The organism is Streptomyces rimosus subsp. rimosus (assembly GCF_000720725.1).
GTDB classification, from domain to species: Bacteria; Actinomycetota; Actinomycetes; order Streptomycetales; family Streptomycetaceae; genus Streptomyces; species Streptomyces rimosus_A.
Genome location: NZ_JOCQ01000048.1, coordinates 19,661 through 36,436, shown reverse-complemented (window position 1 = coordinate 36,436; position 16,776 = coordinate 19,661). Strand labels below are relative to the sequence as shown.

Sequence of the window (16,776 nt, the reverse complement as noted above, 5' to 3'; positions counted from 1 at the left end):
CGGCATCGGCAAGTCTCCTCCGCTGGCGCGGCAATGTGGTGCGGCGGTTGGTTCCCTATCGCTCCGGCCTGGCGTGTGCGGGATCGCGGGCGTGGGCCGCCTGGACGAACAGGCCGTAGGCGTCCAGCACCTCGCGCCGCAGCGCCTCGCGCGGGTCCTCCGGCCACACCCCGCCCGCCTCCTCACCCCGAAGGCACTGCTGGCCACCCTGACCGGTTCTCACCTCGTGACGGCGGCCGCTGGAAAAGGCGAGGACGGCTGTCAGTCCCGGCCCGTAAGATCCGCGGTATGCCTTCCACCTGTTCTTCGGCCGTCTCGCCGCAGTCTGCCGGTGAGGTGAACGAGCGAATCCGCACGTTCATGGCGACGCGGCTGGGCCAGCCGTTGTGGCCGGAGGACCAGGAGGAGTACGAGCGCCTGCTGGAGGCATGGACTGCGGCGACACGCGAAGAGCTGATCATGGCTGCGTGAACTCCCTGGTTCCATCGCGCCCCCATCGCATCGATCAAGCTGGGACAGGGGACTGTCCAGGCCGACGAAGGCCCCTCTCCTCGCGAGCCGCTACGACCGCCCACCGGGGGCGACGGCCGCATGGATGAGCCGCCGTGATGCAGCAGTAGAAGTAGATCGCCGGGCGCGGACAGTCAGGGACTCGGGTAAGATCACCGAAATTGCCTCATCCGGCACGGCGTTGGAACTGGCCACAGCCAGCGAGGGCTTGGCGGTCGTCGGTGGCTCGCCCAGTTTGGCGGGCGTCGCAAGCCGTGCAGCAGCAGAGGTAGCCCACGCCGCGACGCGGCGTGCACGGCGGGGACGCCGGATAACGGTCATACGGCCCCACGCCTACATCTCCAGCAGTGCCTTGCTCGTACGGTCACACACTCAACTCCACGGGGGATTCATGCACAGACGCCTTGCCGCAGTTGGTCTGTTCGCGGGGGCGATCGCGCTCGCTGGCTGCGCGTCAGAGAGTGCCAATCCAAAGAGTGAAACAGCGGCGCCGAGTGTTTCGCCGAGTTCTGCGGCCGGGGAAGGCGGGGGCCCCATAGCCGACGCCAGGCGGGATGTGAAGGTGACCGGATGCTCAGTCGAGAGGGCGTGGAAGCGGCCCTCAGCGAAGCTCGTGGTCACGAATTCCGCAGCCCATCCGTTCAGTTACCTGATGCAGGTGGAATTCCTCGATGCGTCCGGCGCACGGATAGAGGAGGTTCAAGACATCACAGATGTCGCGGCGGGCCAGAAAAGCAGCATGACCGTGCAAAGTTTCGAGGAAGCGAACGGCGCGATCACGTGTCGAGTAACGAAGGCGCAGCGCTTCCAATCGCCGGCGTAACTGGCGCTTACGCAACGGCTTGAAGCCAGGTCCCGCTACTACCCTTGCAGGGTGGACGTGTCGCTCGTCTCATGGTGGCCGGCCACGCATCCGCCCGCGACGGCCGCAGGGACGCCGCGCGGCCCGCCATCCCGCCCGTGGAGGAGTTCTCGGTGGGGAAATGGCGGTCTACCGGCTGCGGCACTGGATGAAGGAGTGCCTCGAAGAGGAGGGGCACTGCGACACCGCCATCGAGACTCGCATGGGGCACGAGATCGCCGGCGTCCAGGGCCTGTACGGGCAACCTGACCCTCAGAATGGAACAGAACATCGTGGAGGCGCAGCAGGAGCGATGGGACACGTTCCATCAGGCCGCGGGGGCCTCTGGATGCCCCCGTTTCTCACTTCTCTTCTCTCCCAGTTGGTGAAGAGGCACCGCAATTGCCGCAGGTCAGAAGGTAAATACCCGTAGGCGCTGCGTGAAGATGCTCATCACGCCGATCGTCTTCCTGGCCGTCGTGACCGGCATCGGCGGTGCCGACAGCCTCGGTCGGGTCGGCCGGGTGGGTCTGAAGTCGCTTGCGTACTTCCAGGCGGGGCCCCTCCTCGCCCTGCTTCTGGGCCTGCTCGCCGTCAACGTCTTCCGGCCCGGCGCGGGAGTGCAGCCGCCCTCGGCAGCCTGCGCCTGGAGGGCGACGCCGCGCGCTACGCGGAGCAGGGTTCGGACCGGAGCTGGTGACACTTCGTCACCGATCTGGTGCCCAGCAGCCCGGTCGGCACGGCCCCCGCCGCGGGCATCATGCTGATCTTCGGCGTCGACAAGTTCATGCCGGAGTGCCGCGCGCTGACCAACCTGGCCGGCAACGGCGTGGCCACCCTCGTCGTCGCCCGCTGGGAACGCGTCCTGGACAGCGCACGCGTCAACCAGGTCCTGCGTACGGGAACTTCACGGCTCGCAGCGCCCGAAGAGCGGTCCCCCGCACCGGTTCCGGCCCGGCGCTGTCCCCGGGCGGACGGGCTGCGATGATCGTCTCCGACGGAAGGAGACGGTATGGAGCACATTCTGCGCCCCGAAGGCGCGCCGCCGACCAAGGGCTACAGCCACGCGGTGCGCTTCACGGGAACCATGGTCGCGGTCTCGGGCCAGGTGCCGGTGGCCGCCGACGGCGCGGTGGTGGGCGTCGGTGACGCCGAGGCACAGGTCCGGCAGGTGTACGCGAACCTCGCCACCGCCCTGGAGGCGGCGGGCTCGGGTCTGGAACACATCGTCAAGCTGACGGTGTACCTGACCGACCTGGAGGATCTGCCCACGTTCCGCCGTGTACGGGACGAGCACCAGGACGCTCGGCGCCCGCCGGCCTGCTCGCTGGTGCGCGTCGCCGGGCTGGTGCACCCCGATTTCCGGGTCGAGGTCGAGGCCCTGGCCGTGGCGCCGGACGGCCCGGCCGCCGCCTGACGGGCGCGCCGCCCCGCATGCGGAGAGGGCCGCCCGACGCGGGCGGCCCTCGTGGTGCGGACGTGCGGTGGCGCTGGGAAGTGCTGGTCGTACGGGTCATGGCTGCGGTGCGCTGCGCCTTTCCGATGCGTCAGGGGAGCGACCGGTCAGGGGGGAGCTGACGCTGACCGCTCACTTACGGAGAGCTGAGCGCTCACGTACGAGAAGGCCGGCGGCCGATGGTGGGCGCGGCCGTCAGCAGGGGCGGGCGTACCAGACCGGGGTCCAGTTGGCCGTGCCGGAGCTGTACGCCGGGCCGGTGTTCCAGCGTTCGCTGCCGTCCTGGTTGTAGAAGCGGCCCACGGTGCCCGAGGTCTGGTTGTTGACCCAGGTGCCGTTGCCGACGAGGTTGGGCAGCTGGTAGTAGCCGCAGTGGTAGTAGTCGAAGCTGTTGCCGTTGGCGGCCGCACCACACAGGTGCCCGTAGGCGCAGGCGAGCTTGCTGTCGCCCTTGGCCGGGCCGGCCGCCAGGTCGTGCGCGTACTTCTGGCCGGGGGCCCGGACGAGCACGCTGCCGCCCGGCACGAGGATCTTGTTGGCGGAGACCTGCTTGCCGCCCAGGTCGGCGACGTAGCCGTCGACCTGCGCCTGGAGCTGTGCGGACTGGGTGCCGGTCAGGCCGGCCTGCCGCGCCTGCGCGGCGAAGGGGGCGGCGGTGCCGGTGTCGGCCGAGGCCGCGCCGGTGAGACCGAAGACCGATGCCGCGGCGAAGGTACCGGCGGCGAGGAGCATCGCGGACATTCTTCGTACTGCCATGAAGGATCTCCCTCGGGTGTCCCGGGTCGGGCGAGCCGGTAACGCCCGGCTCGCCCGTCCAAGATGCCCCGGAGGACAAACGGCGGACCACCCGTTTCAGGTCCACCTCCCGCACCCCTTCCCCCATGTCACGGGCGACCGTGGAAGTGGCTGCTGACCAGGGCGGAAGCGCTGTTTCCGGTCCGCGCGCGATCGTTGTGCACAGGCGGTCACCCCCGGTGACCAGCGGCACAGGACGCCACAGGAATGCCCAAAAACGTCACTGGCGGCATCCGGGATTTCGCGTACAAGCCGGACGGTGGTCCGGGCGTCGCCGGGCGTTCACCCGGGCGGCGATCAATGGACAGGATTTCGCCGCCGTAATACCGGCGGCGGCGACGCCGTTCACCGGAAGCCCGCTTCCGGGTCCGTACCGGTGAGCTCACAGCTGGCCTCCCACAGCCGCGCCGCGAGCGCGGCATCGGCCATCTGCCCCGCCACCGGCTCGGCCCGCGGCAGTCCGCGCAGCCCGAACACCCGGGGCCCCCACAGCTGCCCGCCCTCCGCCCTCGGATCGAGGACGGCCCGCACGACGGGCCACGCGCCGGCGTCCTTGCCCTGGATGAGCAGTCCGGCGGGCAGCCCGCGCAGCCGCTCGCCGGAGGTGCGTACGTGCACCGGCGGGCGCGACGGCGTCAGGGAGTCCAGGGCGCCGCCGGGGTGGGCCACCAGGCTGCGGACCGTGCTGCCCAGCGCGCGCAGACGGCGGTCGAGGTCGAAACCGAACGACATCTGTGCCAGCTTCGAGCGCCCGTAGGTCCGCTTCGGACGGTAGTCGTCCGCGCGGGACTGCAGATCGTTCAGGTCCAGTCGCTCGGATTTCGCCGCGAAGCTGCCGACGGTGACCACGCGGGCGGCCGGCGCGGCCGCGAGCAGCGGCGCGAGCCACCGGGTCAGCGCGAAGTGCCCGAGGTGGTTGGTCCCGAACATCAGCTCGTGGCCGTCCGCGGTCTCGCGGCGCGGCGGATCGTCGAGCGCCACCCCGGCGTTGTGCACCACCGCGTCCAGGCGGTCCAGCGCGAGCGCTTCCACGGTGGCCGGGAGGGACGCCAGGTCCGCCAGATCCAGCGGTACGTGCCGTACGCGGGCGTCCGGGACACGGGAGCGGATGCCCGCCGCCGCGGCCGCGGCCTTCGTGCGGTCGCGGCTGCCCAGCACGACGGTGGCCCCCGTACCGGCGAGCTGTTCCGCGACGAAGTAGCCGATGCCCGCGTTGCCGCCGGTGACCAGGAAGGTCTTGCCCTCGGCGGACGGCAGCCGGTGCACGTCCCAGGCCTCGCGGGCAACCGGGTGCGGGGGCTGGTTCAGGTGTGGGGTTCTGGACGTCACGGTGACGGGCTCCTCGGTCGTGTCACGGTCCGCCGGACGGCGGCGGGCGCCCGGCCGCTCCGGCGTCGGGCCCTCCCGTAGAGCAAGATCGCAGCGGCCGCCGACACGGCGCCGACGCGCCACCGACGGCCCACCGCCCCGCCCCGGCGGGCGCCTGCCGGGCTGATCACGGGAAATGCGAGGATGGGCCGCATGGACATCCTGCGCAGGAACAAGGTCACCGTCACGGGCAATCCGGACGGACCGGCCGTGGTGCTCGCCCACGGTTTCGGCTGTGACCAGAACATGTGGCGCCTGACGGTGCCCGCCCTGGCCGATGTCCACCGGGTGGTGCTGTTCGACTACGTCGGCTGCGGCCGCTCCGACCTGTCGGCGTTCCGGGAGGAGCGCTACTCCTCGCTCGACGGCTACGCGCAGGACGTGGTGGAGATCGCCGAGGCCCTCGACCTGCGCGACGCGACGTTCGTCGGGCACTCGGTCAGCGCCATGACCGGCGTGCTCGCCGCCCGGCGGGCCCCGGAGCGCTTCGGCGCCCTGGTCATGGTCGCCCCGTCCCCGCGCTACATCGACGACGAAGGCTACCGCGGCGGGTTCACCGCGGCGGACATCGACGAGCTGCTGGACTCGCTGGACTCCAACTACCTGGGCTGGTCGGCCGCCATGGCGCCGGTGATCATGGGCAATCCGGAGCGGCCCGAGCTGGGCGAGGAGCTGGCCAACAGCTTCTGCGCCACCGACCCCGACATGGCCCGCGTCTTCGCCCGCACCACCTTCCTGTCCGACTCCCGCGACGACCTGAAGTCGGTGACCGTGCCGACGCTGGTGCTGGAGTGCACCCAGGACATGATCGCCCCGCGCGAGGTCGGCGCGTACGTGCACGACCAAATCCCCGGCTCGACGCTGGTCACCCTGGACGCCACCGGCCACTGCCCGCACCTGTCCGCGCCCGAGGCCACCAACCGGGCGATCACCGACTTCCTGACGGGGCTGCGGTGATGAGCCGCACCGGACGGGACAGCCCCGAGCCGCACGGGGCGGGCGGCGACGGCGCCACGACCGCCGCGTTCGCCGCCCTGCTGGAGGACAGCGCCGAGGAGCTGTACGACTCCGCGCCCTGCGGCTATGTGTCCACGCTGATGGACGGCACCATCGCGAAGATCAACGCCACGCTGCTGGACTGGCTCGGCCTGGACCGGCACGCGGTGGTCGGACGGACGCGGTTCGCCGACCTGCTCACCATGGGCGGCAAGCTCTACCACGAAACGCACTTCGCGCCGCTGCTGCGCATGCAGGGCGAGATCAACGGGATCGCGCTGGAGGTGCGGCGCGCCGACGGCACCCGCATTCCGGTGCTGGTCTCGGCCACCATCAAGTACGGCAGTGAGGGCGAGCCGCTGCTGATCCGCGCCACCCTCTTCGACGCCCGCGACCGGCGCGCGTACGAGGAGGAGCTGCTGCGGCGCCAGCAGGAGGCGGAGGCGGCCCGCCGGCGGGCGGAGGCCGACCGCGCGCGGCTCCAGGAGGCGCTGGCCGCCCTCCAGCAGAGTCTGCTGCCCACCGTGCTGCCCGACATACCGGGGCTGGAGGTGGCCTCGTACTACCACACCGCCTCCCCCGACCGGCTCGGCGGCGACTTCTACGACCTGTTCGCCCTGGACGGCAAGCGCTGGGCGTTCTTCCTCGGGGACGTGAGCGGCAAGGGCCCCCGGGCCGCCGCCCTGACCTCGCTGACCCGCTACACCCTGCGCGCCGCCGCGCTGCACGACCCGGACCCGGAGGCCACGCTCGCCACCCTGAACACGGTTCTGCACGAGCGGTACAGCGGCGGTGATCCGCGGTACTGCACGGCCATATTCGGGGTGCTGGAGCCGGACCAGGACGGCGGGAAGGTCACCGTACGGCTCGCCTCCGGCGGCCACCCGCCGGCCCTGGTGCTGCGCGCCGACGGCACCTGCGACTACCTGCCCACCCCGGGCGGGCTGCTCGTCGGCATCCTGCCGGAGCCGCGCTTCGTCACCGCCATGACCACCCTCGCCCCGGGCGACGGCCTCCTGCTCTACACCGACGGTCTCACCGAGGCCCGCACCGGCCCCGACCGCGCCCTGTACGGGGAGGAGGCCCTGCGTACGTTCGCCGTCGACCATGCCGGGTCGCCGCCGCGGGCCGTGGTCCAGGCACTGTCCGGCCTGCTGGAGGGCTTCGGCGACGGCCTGGACGACGACACCGCCCTGCTCGCCCTCGGGGTCCCCGCCGCCCGGCCCTGACCCCTTCTGTCCCTGTCCCTGCGACCCCCTTCCAGAGATGAGCTCACTGAAGATAACCACGAGAGACGCCGCGACCGGTCCCGTACTGGAGATCGTCGGCGACCTCGACTACGACCACGCCGACGAGCTGCGCACCGTCGTGTCCGGCCTGACCCTACGGCCGGACCAGCGACTGGTCCTCGATCTCGCGGCGATGGAGTTCTGCGACTCCAGCGGCATCACCGCCCTGCTGGCCGCGCGCAACCACGCCCTCGCCGCGCAGGCCGACATCGCCCTGGCCGCGGTGCCCGCCAACACGCTGCGCATTCTGCGTTACGTCGGGCTCGACCAGGTCTTCACCTGCCACCCGGACAGCGACGTCGCGACGGTGCCCTGACGGGCGTTCCACCCGCCTGCCATCGCCGTGCGGCACACCCCATCGCCGTGCGGCACACCGCCGTAAGTCGCATTGTCCGACTTATTACTACTCGGACCTTTTTCTCCACCATCCGGCGTAGGCTCCCCGGCGACAGGCGGCCCCGGAAAGGGGCTCCCGCCGCACCAGGGGGTAATCACCATGCACACGGTCTCCACGGCTGTCGCCACACTGGCCCTCGCGGCCTCCTCGCTGATTCCCGCCGCGCACCCCACCACTGCCCACACCTCCGCCAAGGCTCCGCTGCTCGCCTGCAAGGGCCCGGCCTGCAACGGGCTGACGCCCGAGGAAGGCGGCTGCGCCGACAACGCGGACACGCTCGATGCGAGGAACCTGGCCGGTGCCACGGTCGAACTCCGCTACAAGGCGGCGTGCCGGGCCGCCTGGGTCAGGGTCCACGGCCCGGTCGGGACGGTCGGCACGGTCGCGAACACCGCGAACCCGCAGAACACCTACGAGACCCGGATCGACCGGGGCAGCGACGCGCACTCCCGGATGGTCAACGACATGGACCTCAAGGCCGCCGCGTGCATGACCGTCCCCGGCGCCGGAACCGTGTGCACCGACTGGAAGTGACACCGGCCCGCCGCCCGGCCGAAGGCCCTCCCGGAGCTGCCGTTCCCGCTCCGGCCGTGCCGCCACGGGGTCAGCGTCTCCGGGGCCCGGTACCTGACGCGTGTCACCGCGTTGTTCAGTACCGACGGCCCGGCCAGGGGCCGCTGGACCGGATGGAGCCGCCCCATGACCGAGCCCCCGCCGCCCTTCCCGCCGTTGCCCCGGCGCGTCTTCCTGGCCCGTACGGGCGTCCTCGGCGCCGCCGCGGGACTCACCGGTGGCCACGGCCGGGCCGCCGCAGCACCGGTGCCGGGTGTGGAGGAGCTGATCGGCCTGGTGCGGCCGGTGCTCGCGCGGCTGGCCCTGGACACCTTCCGCGGTCTCGCCGCCTTCGCGCTGCCCGGCGACGACGCCTACTCCCGCGCGCAGGGCACGCCGCGCGGCCGGGCGGGCGGGGTCGCCGCCGAGGCCGGTGACCTCGTCGTGGCCTCGCTCGACCGGTTGGTACCGTTCCCGCAGGAGGTGGCCCGGCCGCTGACCATGGCGCTGGTGACGGCCGCCGCGGACGCGGGGATCGGGCTGCCGCGGCAACTGCCGCCGGAGCTGGGGCGACTGGACGCGGCGCTGCGCCTGCTGCTGCGCGGGGACGAGAAGATCCCCCTGTCCCTCGTCGCGGCCGTGCTGCTCGGCGTCCTCGCCGCACAGGTGAATCCGGCGGCGGCCAACGGCCTCTTCCTGTCGCCGTTCTCCCGGCTGTCCTACCGCGACAAGGCCCGGGTCTTCGAGCTGCTGGAGCACACCGACTCCGACCTCGTCGCCCTGCTGGACACCCACCTCCCGCAACCGCTGCGCGGCTCCGTGTCCGGCCTCCTGAAGTACCTCGGCAGCGGCCTGCTGTCCCTCGTCACCTTCGGCTGCTTCACCGAACACGCCGTGTGGGACGCCGGCCGGCGGGACATCACGGCGCTGCCCGTGGGGTGGCGGCTGACCGGCTACGACGGCCGGACCGACGGCCTCGACGACTTCAAGGGCTACTACCAGGGCCGCAAGGAGGCCGTCGGACGTGCGTGATGTCATCGTCGTCGGCGCGGGCGGCGGCGGCCCGGTGGCCGCCAAGGAACTGGCGGAGCGCGGGCTGGACGTCCTGCTGCTGGAGGCCGGCCCCCGGCACGCCCGTCCCCGCGAGGAATGGACGCATTACGAGAACGACGCCAACCACCCCCTCACCGGCTTCTTCCGCTTCGGCCCGGCGGACCGGGCGAAGAGCGCGTGGTTCCGGGAGACCCCGCAGAGTTCCTTTGTCATGCAGCTGTCCGGCGTCGGCGGCACGACGCAGCATTACTACGCCAATTCCCCGCGCGCCTATCCCGGCGTGTTCTCCGGCTATTCCGGTCCGGACGCCGGCGCGTACGACACCGGTCACCGCTTCCCGTTCCGGTACGCCGAACTGGTGCCGTACTACGAGTGGGTGGAGGCGACCCTGCCCGTGCGAACGGCCGCGATGGGAACGAAGGAAGAGGTCTATTTCCAGGGGTGCGAGACGCTCGGCATTCCCGTGCAGACGGCCCTGACCACCACCGGTGATTCCTACCGTCCGCAGCAGAACGCCATTCTGCAGCCCGGCGGCCACGCCGGCCGCACGGCCGACCCCCGCCTGCTGGTCTTCCCGCGGTCCACCGGCTGTACGTTCTGCGGCCATTGCGCGCAGGGCTGCATGCAGCCGGTCCGGGCGCCGCGCAACCAGTTCGCCAAGCGCTCGACGGACAACAGCTACGTTCCGATGGCGCTGACCGCCGATGCGTGGTCCCCCGGCGGCCGGGCTGCCGAACTGATCACCGACGCGTTCGTGACCCGTATCCACACCGAGGCGGGCGCGGCGACCGGCGTCACCTGGCGCACCGGCGCGACCGGCGAGTCGCACCGGGAGGACGCGCGGGTGGTGGTGCTGTCCGGCGGCTGTACGGAGAGTCCGCGGCTGTGGCACAACAGCGGCCTGCCCGACCCGAACGGCTGGGTCGGGCGCGGGCTGACCGACCACCACCTGGACTTCGTCGTCGGTGTCTTCGACCGCGACGTCGGCAACAGCCGCGGCGCCGGTTCCGCGGCCCGGTGCGACTTCCCCGGCCGCGGCGCCCTGGAACAGGCGGGTCTCCCGCCCGCCCTCCAGGCGCTGGTCCTCAGCACGTCCGACAGCGGCATCCGCGGCGCGTACGCCAACGGCCGCGGGCTGCAAGGCCCTTGGGACGGCCCTACCGGACGCGTCTTCGGGCCCGAGCTCGCCGAGCTGATGCAGGACGGCGGCCACGACCGGCTGCTGAACGTCCTGGTGTTCACCGACGACGACGTGGAGCCGGGCAACCGCATCCTGCCCTCGGCCTTCCCGGCCGACGCGCACGGTCCCGTGCCGAAGGTCTAGGTGCACCAGCGCCGCCGCAGCGCCCGTACGCTCGCCAACCGCGAGTTCCTGGCCCGCAGGGCAACCGCGCTGCTCCGGGGCGCAGGCGCCCGTAGGGTGCTGCGCGTCGACATGTTCCCCGTACCGCTGCACGTGCAGTCGTCCCTGCGTACGGGCCTGGATCCGCGCGACTCGGTGCTGGACGCCGAGTGCCGCAGCCGCGCGGTCGACCGGCTGTACGTCGCGGACAACTCCGCGCTCGCGAACTCCCTCGGCGGCGCGAACCCGACACTGACCACCCAGGCCCTGGCGACCCGCACCGCCGAGCGCGTCTTCGCCCGGGTCTTCGGCGGGGACCCGTGGGTGCGCACCGGCGCGCCCGTCGTTTCGACCGACGCGCGCGTCAGCCGCCGGCTCGCCGAATTGGGCCTGTGAGCGGCCCGGAACGTCGCGGTGTCCCGGCGCCATTCGCTCGTTTTGTTGGAGGGAGTGCGGCTCTTACGACGGGAATTCGACGACAGGACCCGGCACTCCTGACAGAAGCATGGGCTCGTCAGGAAAAGCATCAGTACACGCCTCGCCACTCGGGTCCGCATTAACCGCGGTCGCCGAGGCGACGGCACGCAAGGCCCGCAGCCGACGTTCGCGAAGGCGTATCGATGGCTGCCTTCGACACGGCGGGGCTCGCCTGCGACGGGCGGTCCCGGGAACCCGATGGGGACGGTACCAGCGCGGTTTCCGCCGCGCCAGAGCAGGTCCGCCCCCTGGGCGAGTCCGCCTCCGCGGCCCGCCTCCCCCTCCGCGACGACTGCCCCGGGGCTGGAGGGGACGGGTCCGTTTCACTCTCGTATTCGTCACTCGCGTGAACTACGCTACGGCCCGATGCACCGGATACGTGCGGTATCGACGTGTTGCGGCTCCGAAAGGGAGACGCCCATTTCCGGCTTGGGCGCGCCCTCCGACCGCCTGTATGCCGTCGCCACCGCGTCGGCCGACGAGGGTCGTCCGACATCGCGATGCGCCCCGCCGGACGAATGATGGAAAAGGACAGACGGCGTGCCGGCCGGCAGGCACCGCTCTTCCCGTCAGCCAGGGCTCCTCCGTGGTGGCGCGGCTCCCCACGCTCATGCTCAACTCCCCAACGGGAAGGCCCCCACACATGAACTGCCGTCCATTGCGTACGCGTCTTCGTCCTCCCGCCTTACCGATCTCGACTGCGCAGAGCCCGACCGCTCGGGGTGAACACGGGGGGAACGGAAACATATGAGTGTGGGAATGACGTCCCTGGCAGACACGTCCCGCGCGGCCGACTCCGCGGTGACCGTCCCTCGTCCCGAGATGCGTCTGCTGCGCCGGGCACTGGCCGACAGCAGCGCCGGACGGGGCGGTCACTGGGTCGTGTACGGAGAGACCGGCGCGGGAAAGACCTCCGTTCTGCGCGCCCTTCGCGAAGAGGCGCGCGGGCTCGGCCACTTGGCCGTGGAACTCAGGTGCACGCCGGTGGAAAGCGGCGTGCCTTTCGGCGCCGCACGAAAGCTCATCGCACTGTTCGGCGCATCGCTCCCGGCGGGAGAACCGGCCGCGGAACCGCTGCGCCGGGCCCGGGAAGCGCTTCCGGCCCAAGAGACCTCGGACGCGGCCCGGGAACCGGTACTGGGCGAGGTGTTCGCCGGGCTCCGCGAGGCGGCCCGGGCCCTCACCGCGACGGCCCCGCTGCTCATCACGGTCGACGACATCGGCTCGGCCGATGCCGCCTCGCTGGGCTGTTTCTCCTACCTGCTGAGCCAGTGCGAAGGAGTGTTCCCGTTCCTTCTCGTCCTGACGCTGGCCGACGGTGAGCCGGTACGGGCGCCCGCCGCTCTGGAGGAGCTGCGGCTGAGTGCCCGTGGCCGTATCGACCTCGGTGGTCTCGACCTGCCGGGCACGGCCGCACTGGTGACGGCGGTGACCGGCCGGCCGTGCGACGACGGTCTCGCGGCGGCCTGCCGCGCGGCGACGGCGGGAAACCCGCTGTTCCTGCGGGCGCTCGCGCGATGTCTGCCGGCCCGGCGTCCCGTCACCGCGCACGAGGTCGCCGGCCTGGCGCCGCGAGCCGTCGCCGACCATGTGCTGGCCCGGCTCGCACGGATCTCGGAGCCGGCGTCGGCCATGGCCCGTACCGCTGCCGTACTGGGCGACGGCGTCGATCCGCTGATGGTCGCGGAGCTGGCGCACCTGGACTGCTCGACGGGCTCGGAGGCGGCGGACGTCCTGGTGCGCACGCGGCTGTTCCGTGACGGGGGACAGATGTCGTTCCGCCACCCCGTCGTGGCGGCGGCCCTGCGCGAGCAGACGTCCGTCATGGCCAAGAACACCACTCATATGCAGGCCGCGGAACATCTTCGCAGCCATGGAGCCCCGGCCGAACAGCTGGCGAGGCACCTGATGGCGACCACCCTTCCGTTGACGGCCTCCTGGATGGTGGACACGCTGCGGTCGGCGGCGCGTTCCTCCCTCGTACGGGAGGAGACGGCCGAGGCCGTGGGCTATCTGCAGCGCGCCGTGCGGGACGCGCGGGGCGAGGACTGGCGGCGGGCCGCCACCCAGCTCGCGGACGTGCAGTTGCTCACCGACCCCTCCGCCGCCATCCGCCAGCTCTCGGACATGGCCCGCCGAGGGGTGACCGCGGAAGAGCACCCACAGCTCCTGGCCCGGCTCGCGGACGCCTCGTTCTTCTTCGCCACGCGCCCCCGGGTACGGCGCGAGCTGGCCGAGGCGGTCGAGTCGGTCGCCGTCTCGCAGCCGCACTACACCGCCGACACGCAGTGGTACCAAGTACTGCGTTCGCTGTCCGAGTTGCCCACGAAGGAGGCGTGCGAACTCGGGGACCGCTACCTGGCGTCCGGTCCCCGGGAAGGCGTGCTGCGCAGTGCGGCCGGGGCGCTGAGCGCCGCGAGCGCCTATGCGGCGGGCCGGAGCCGGGAGGCCGCGCTGGACCTGGTGAAAGAGTCGCTGCGCGACCCGGACCTGTACGAACTCCCCAACACGGCGCCCTTGAGCGTCGGTACGGCACTGCTGGTGCACGAGGGCCACCTCGACCTGGCCTCGGAGTACTGCCGTCACGGCATCGCCGTCGCGAGAAGAGAGGGGCGGCAGCTCCAGGTCGCCGCGCTCCTGCCGACCCTGGCGAAGATCGCCCGGATACGCGGGGACCTGCACGAGGCGGAGAGCCTGCTGCGTAACTGCTTGAAGTCCTTCGCGCGCTACGGGGTGTGGCGGGCCAACCCGTCCGCCGTATGGGCGGCTGCCGAACTGGTCGGCGTACTGGTCGACCTGGGGGAACCCGCCGCCGCCCGCACGGTGCTCGGTGAGAGCGGCTGCCACGGCGACATGCCGACGATGTGGTCGACGCAGGCGATGCTGAAGCAGCGGGCCCGGGTGCGCATGGCGGCCGGAGAGCTCGGTGACGCGCTGGAGGATCTTCGCGAGTGCGGACGGCGGTCGGCGGAGCTGGGGCTGCTCAGCGTCGAGTTCGGGGAATGGCGCCGGCTGGCCGCCGAGGTGTCGCACCAGTTGGGGCGGCACCAGGAGGCGAGGCAGCTGGCGGAGGAAGAGCTGGAAGCCGTACGGGGCAAGGCCACGGACCGTGTACAGGGAGCCGCCCTGCGTACGGCAGCACTGGTCATCGGGGGTGACGAGGGCCTCGGGCCGGCGCGGGAGGCGGTGCGGATCCTGACGGAGACCCCCGACGTCCTGGGGCTGGCCCGTGCCCAGTTGACCCTGGGCACCCTGCTGCGGGGCGTCGGTGACCGGGTCGCCGCCCAGGGCACGCTGGCACAGGCGCACGCGCTCGCGAGCCGCTGCGGTGCGGCGCCGGTCGAGGCACAGGCCCGCGAGCAGTTGCAGGCCCTGGGGCGGCACCAGGGCGGCCGGGCCGTCACCGGGCTGCTGTCCCTGACCAAGCGGGAGCGGCAGGTGCTCGCCGATGCCGTGCGCGGCCGCAGCAACGGGGCGATCGCCGACGCCCTCTTCATCACGCGGCGCACCGTGGAGATCCACTTGACCAGCGCCTACCGCAAGCTCGGCATCCAGGGGCGCAAGGAGTTCGCCGAACTCTACAACCGGCAGGAGTTGTGGGCCTTGTTGACGGAGGAAACGGCCAAGGGATAACGGCGGCCAGGCCCGGGGCCCCCTTACAAGCAGTACTCATCCGAACGGTCAGGCGGTCGAAGCGCTGCGCTTCGACCGCCTTCCGGCGTTCCGCGGCTCCACAGGAGGAACGGGTTTCCACGTGCCGGAGCCTGCGGGCAAACCTTCGGTGCGTACCGAGAGGCCCACGCTTTTCCCAGCGCCGAAGATGAACGCGAACCCGGTTCCCGGCCGGAGCGGATGCCACTCGCCGGCCCGGAACCGGTGAACCGCTTGTTTCCCTTTACCCGAAGGGCGAGTCCGTTGGGTTTCCGTATCAGCAAAGAGTTCCATTTCTCCGCCAGCCACCGTCTGGACCACCTCGACGACGGCCATCCCTGTTCCCGGATGCACGGGCACAACTACGTCGTCGAACTCGAACTGTCCGCCGGCGACGACGCCCTGACCAAAGCCGGCTTCGTACGCGACTACGGGGAGCTCGCGGAGTTCAAGCGGTGGCTCGACGCCGAACTCGACCACCGTCACCTCAACGACGTGGTCGCCGACCTGAACCCGTCCGCCGAGAACCTGGCGCGGTGGATCCACGAGAAGTGGCGCACCGGCCTCCCGGAGCTGACCGCGGTCCGGGTCTCCGAGACCGACAAGACCTGGGCGGAGTACCGGGCATGACCACCCGGTCCGCCGGGGCCGGGCGGCAGCGGGAAGGGGGTGGTGCCACGGTGGGACCGAAGCTCGTCGTGAACGAGATCTTCGGCCCTACCTAGCGCCGTGCAGGGAGAAGGCCCGTCCGCCGGCCGGCGGTGCGCGTTCCTGCGGCTCGGCGGCTGCAACCTCTCGTGCCGCTGGTGCGACACCCCGTACACCTGGGACTGGTCGGGCATCGGCGACTCCGGCATCGCGTACGCGCCCAAGGACGAGCTGCATCCGACGCCCTGGCGGGAGGTGCTGCAACGGCTGCTGGCCTACGAGGTCGACCTCATCGTCATCTCGGGCGGTGAACCGCTCAACCAGCAGAACCGTCTGCTGCCCCTGGTCCGCGGGCTCCGCGAGCACGGACGCGACGTGGAGATCGAGACCAACGGCACGGTCGTACCGGACCCCGGCCTGATCGTCGACGGCCTGCGGTTCAACGTCTCCCCCAAGCTGTCCCACTCCGGGGACCCCGAGAACCGGCGGATCGTTCCCGAGGCGCTGCGGGCGCTCGCCGCGGTCCCCGGCACCGCTTTCAAATTCGTCTGCCGCGGCGAGGCGGACCTGGACGAGGTCGCCTCCCTCGTGGACCGCTGCGGCACCCGGCCGGTCTGGATCATGCCCGAAGGCCAGACGTCCGAAGCCACCCACCGACATCTCGCACGGCTCGGCGACCACGTCGTAGCACGCGGATGGAACCTCACCACACGCCTTCACGTGGCCGTGTGGGGCGACAGGAGAGCCATATGACGACGAGCGCCGAAACCCGCACGCTGGAGATGCCGCACGAACCCGCGGAGCCGGTCCGGGACCCCCTGGAGACGCTGGCGCGGCAGCTCCTCACCGAGATCGGCGAGGACCCGGAGCGCTCCGGCCTGCGGGACACGCCGGCCCGCTTCGCCCGGTGGTGGAGGGAGTTCACCCAGTACGACGCGGGCAAGGTCGAAACCGTCTTCCCGCTGCACACGGCCGGACAGCTGGTCACGGTCTCCGACATCGACGTGTGGTCGCTGTGCGAGCACCACCTGCTGCCGTTCTCGTGCTCGATCACGATCGCCTACCGGCCGGCCGCCCATGTGCTCGGGCTCTCGAAGTTCGCCCGTATCGCCCACCGCCACGCGCACCGGCTGCAGATCCAGGAACGCCTCGTCCACGACATCGCCTCCGAGATCACGGCCGTGACCGGGTCCCCCGATGTGGCCGTGATCGGCAAGGGCGAGCACCTGTGCATGACCATGCGGGGCATCCGCACGCCGGCGGTCATGACCTCGTCGGCGTTCACCGGGATCTTCGAGGAGTTCGGGCCCGCGCGCGACGAGGTCGTCAGCGCCGCGGGCGGCAGCCGCTGACCGGACGGGGCCCGCTCCGCTCCGTTCGCCCACACCCGTCCCTACACAG

General features: G+C 71.6%; 19 protein-coding genes. 16 read left to right on the top strand and 3 right to left on the bottom strand.

Annotation, left to right across the window (positions count from 1 at the left end; translation table 11 throughout):
* Positions 1-55: 55 nt before the first annotated feature.
* Positions 56-223, bottom strand: a complete 168-nt coding sequence (locus IH45_RS1000000148905; protein WP_158813247.1) for a hypothetical protein — start codon at positions 221-223, stop codon at positions 56-58.
* A 65-nt stretch (positions 224-288) separates the two neighbouring features.
* On the opposite strand from IH45_RS1000000148905, the gene IH45_RS0124075 reads away from it, so the two are divergent.
* The 5 genes from IH45_RS0124075 to IH45_RS0124060 all read left to right on the top strand — a co-directional run bounded on the left by IH45_RS0124075 (position 289) and on the right by IH45_RS0124060 (position 2,768).
* Positions 289-471, top strand: coding sequence for a hypothetical protein (locus tag IH45_RS0124075; protein ID WP_030672116.1), 183 nt, complete (start codon positions 289-291; stop codon positions 469-471).
* A gap of 691 nt (positions 472-1,162) precedes the next feature.
* Positions 1,163-1,333 carry a hypothetical protein gene (locus IH45_RS1000000148900; RefSeq protein ID WP_158813245.1) on the top strand — a complete coding sequence of 57 codons (171 nt, stop codon included), beginning with the start codon at positions 1,163-1,165 and terminating at the stop codon, positions 1,331-1,333.
* Between the two features lie 464 nt (positions 1,334-1,797).
* Positions 1,798-2,118 (top strand): cation:dicarboxylate symporter family transporter, encoded by a 321-nt coding sequence (locus tag IH45_RS1000000150110; RefSeq protein WP_234440648.1) that lies wholly within the window; start codon positions 1,798-1,800, stop codon positions 2,116-2,118.
* Entirely contained in the window at positions 2,070-2,339 is a 270-nt protein-coding gene (locus tag IH45_RS1000000150845) for a hypothetical protein (protein WP_030672114.1), read from the top strand. Before IH45_RS1000000150110 ends, IH45_RS1000000150845 begins: the two co-directional genes overlap by 49 nt.
* A gap of 24 nt (positions 2,340-2,363) precedes the next feature.
* Positions 2,364-2,768 carry a RidA family protein gene (locus IH45_RS0124060; RefSeq protein WP_030672112.1) on the top strand — a complete coding sequence of 135 codons (405 nt, stop codon included), beginning with the start codon at positions 2,364-2,366 and terminating at the stop codon, positions 2,766-2,768.
* Between the two features lie 234 nt (positions 2,769-3,002).
* Here the strand turns inward: IH45_RS0124060 and IH45_RS0124055 are convergent, their stop codons facing one another.
* Together IH45_RS0124055 and IH45_RS0124050 are read right to left on the bottom strand one after the other, a co-directional pair.
* Positions 3,003-3,563, bottom strand: a complete 561-nt coding sequence (locus IH45_RS0124055; protein ID WP_063763044.1) for a hypothetical protein — start codon at positions 3,561-3,563, stop codon at positions 3,003-3,005.
* A 384-nt stretch (positions 3,564-3,947) separates the two neighbouring features.
* Positions 3,948-4,931, bottom strand: a complete 984-nt coding sequence (locus IH45_RS0124050) for an SDR family NAD(P)-dependent oxidoreductase (protein WP_107058707.1) — start codon at positions 4,929-4,931, stop codon at positions 3,948-3,950.
* A 192-nt stretch (positions 4,932-5,123) separates the two neighbouring features.
* Between IH45_RS0124050 and IH45_RS0124045 the strand changes: the two genes are divergently transcribed.
* The 11 genes from IH45_RS0124045 (at position 5,124) to folE (ending at position 16,727) form a co-directional block, all read left to right on the top strand.
* The gene (locus IH45_RS0124045; RefSeq protein ID WP_030672100.1) at positions 5,124-5,927 is read left to right on the top strand and encodes an alpha/beta fold hydrolase; all 804 of its coding nucleotides are present in this window, start codon (positions 5,124-5,126) and stop codon (positions 5,925-5,927) included.
* Entirely contained in the window at positions 5,927-7,195 is a 1,269-nt protein-coding gene (locus IH45_RS0124040; RefSeq protein ID WP_030672098.1) for a SpoIIE family protein phosphatase, read from the top strand. Before IH45_RS0124045 ends, IH45_RS0124040 begins: the two co-directional genes overlap by 1 nt.
* A 37-nt stretch (positions 7,196-7,232) precedes the next feature.
* Positions 7,233-7,571, top strand: coding sequence for an STAS domain-containing protein (locus tag IH45_RS0124035; protein ID WP_030672096.1), 339 nt, complete (start codon positions 7,233-7,235; stop codon positions 7,569-7,571).
* 180 nt (positions 7,572-7,751) lie between these two features.
* Positions 7,752-8,186, top strand: coding sequence for a DUF2690 domain-containing protein (locus tag IH45_RS01000000144035; RefSeq protein ID WP_032918205.1), 435 nt, complete (start codon positions 7,752-7,754; stop codon positions 8,184-8,186).
* 165 nt (positions 8,187-8,351) lie between these two features.
* Positions 8,352-9,236 carry a hypothetical protein gene (locus IH45_RS0124025; protein WP_030672092.1) on the top strand — a complete coding sequence of 295 codons (885 nt, stop codon included), beginning with the start codon at positions 8,352-8,354 and terminating at the stop codon, positions 9,234-9,236.
* A complete protein-coding gene (locus tag IH45_RS01000000144030) occupies positions 9,229-10,581 on the top strand; it encodes a GMC family oxidoreductase N-terminal domain-containing protein (protein WP_267885150.1) in 1,353 nt (450 codons plus the stop codon). The genes IH45_RS0124025 and IH45_RS01000000144030 overlap by 8 nt, the downstream gene beginning before the upstream one ends.
* Positions 10,582-10,995: a GMC oxidoreductase gene (locus tag IH45_RS1000000150095; protein ID WP_234440646.1), complete on the top strand. Its 414-nt coding sequence runs from the start codon at positions 10,582-10,584 to the stop codon at positions 10,993-10,995. It begins immediately after the preceding gene.
* Positions 10,996-11,835: 840 nt separating this feature from the next.
* The gene (locus IH45_RS0124015; protein WP_030672089.1) at positions 11,836-14,709 is read left to right on the top strand and encodes an AAA family ATPase; all 2,874 of its coding nucleotides are present in this window, start codon (positions 11,836-11,838) and stop codon (positions 14,707-14,709) included.
* A 282-nt stretch (positions 14,710-14,991) separates the two neighbouring features.
* Positions 14,992-15,357: a 6-pyruvoyl trahydropterin synthase family protein gene (locus IH45_RS0124010; protein WP_030672086.1), complete on the top strand. Its 366-nt coding sequence runs from the start codon at positions 14,992-14,994 to the stop codon at positions 15,355-15,357.
* Positions 15,358-15,456: 99 nt separating this feature from the next.
* Positions 15,457-16,128, top strand: a complete 672-nt coding sequence (locus IH45_RS0124005) for a 7-carboxy-7-deazaguanine synthase QueE (RefSeq protein WP_030672084.1) — start codon at positions 15,457-15,459, stop codon at positions 16,126-16,128.
* Positions 16,125-16,727 (top strand): GTP cyclohydrolase I, encoded by a 603-nt coding sequence (gene folE / locus IH45_RS0124000; RefSeq protein WP_078897748.1) that lies wholly within the window; start codon positions 16,125-16,127, stop codon positions 16,725-16,727. The genes IH45_RS0124005 and folE overlap by 4 nt, the downstream gene beginning before the upstream one ends.
* Positions 16,728-16,776 lie beyond the last annotated feature (49 nt).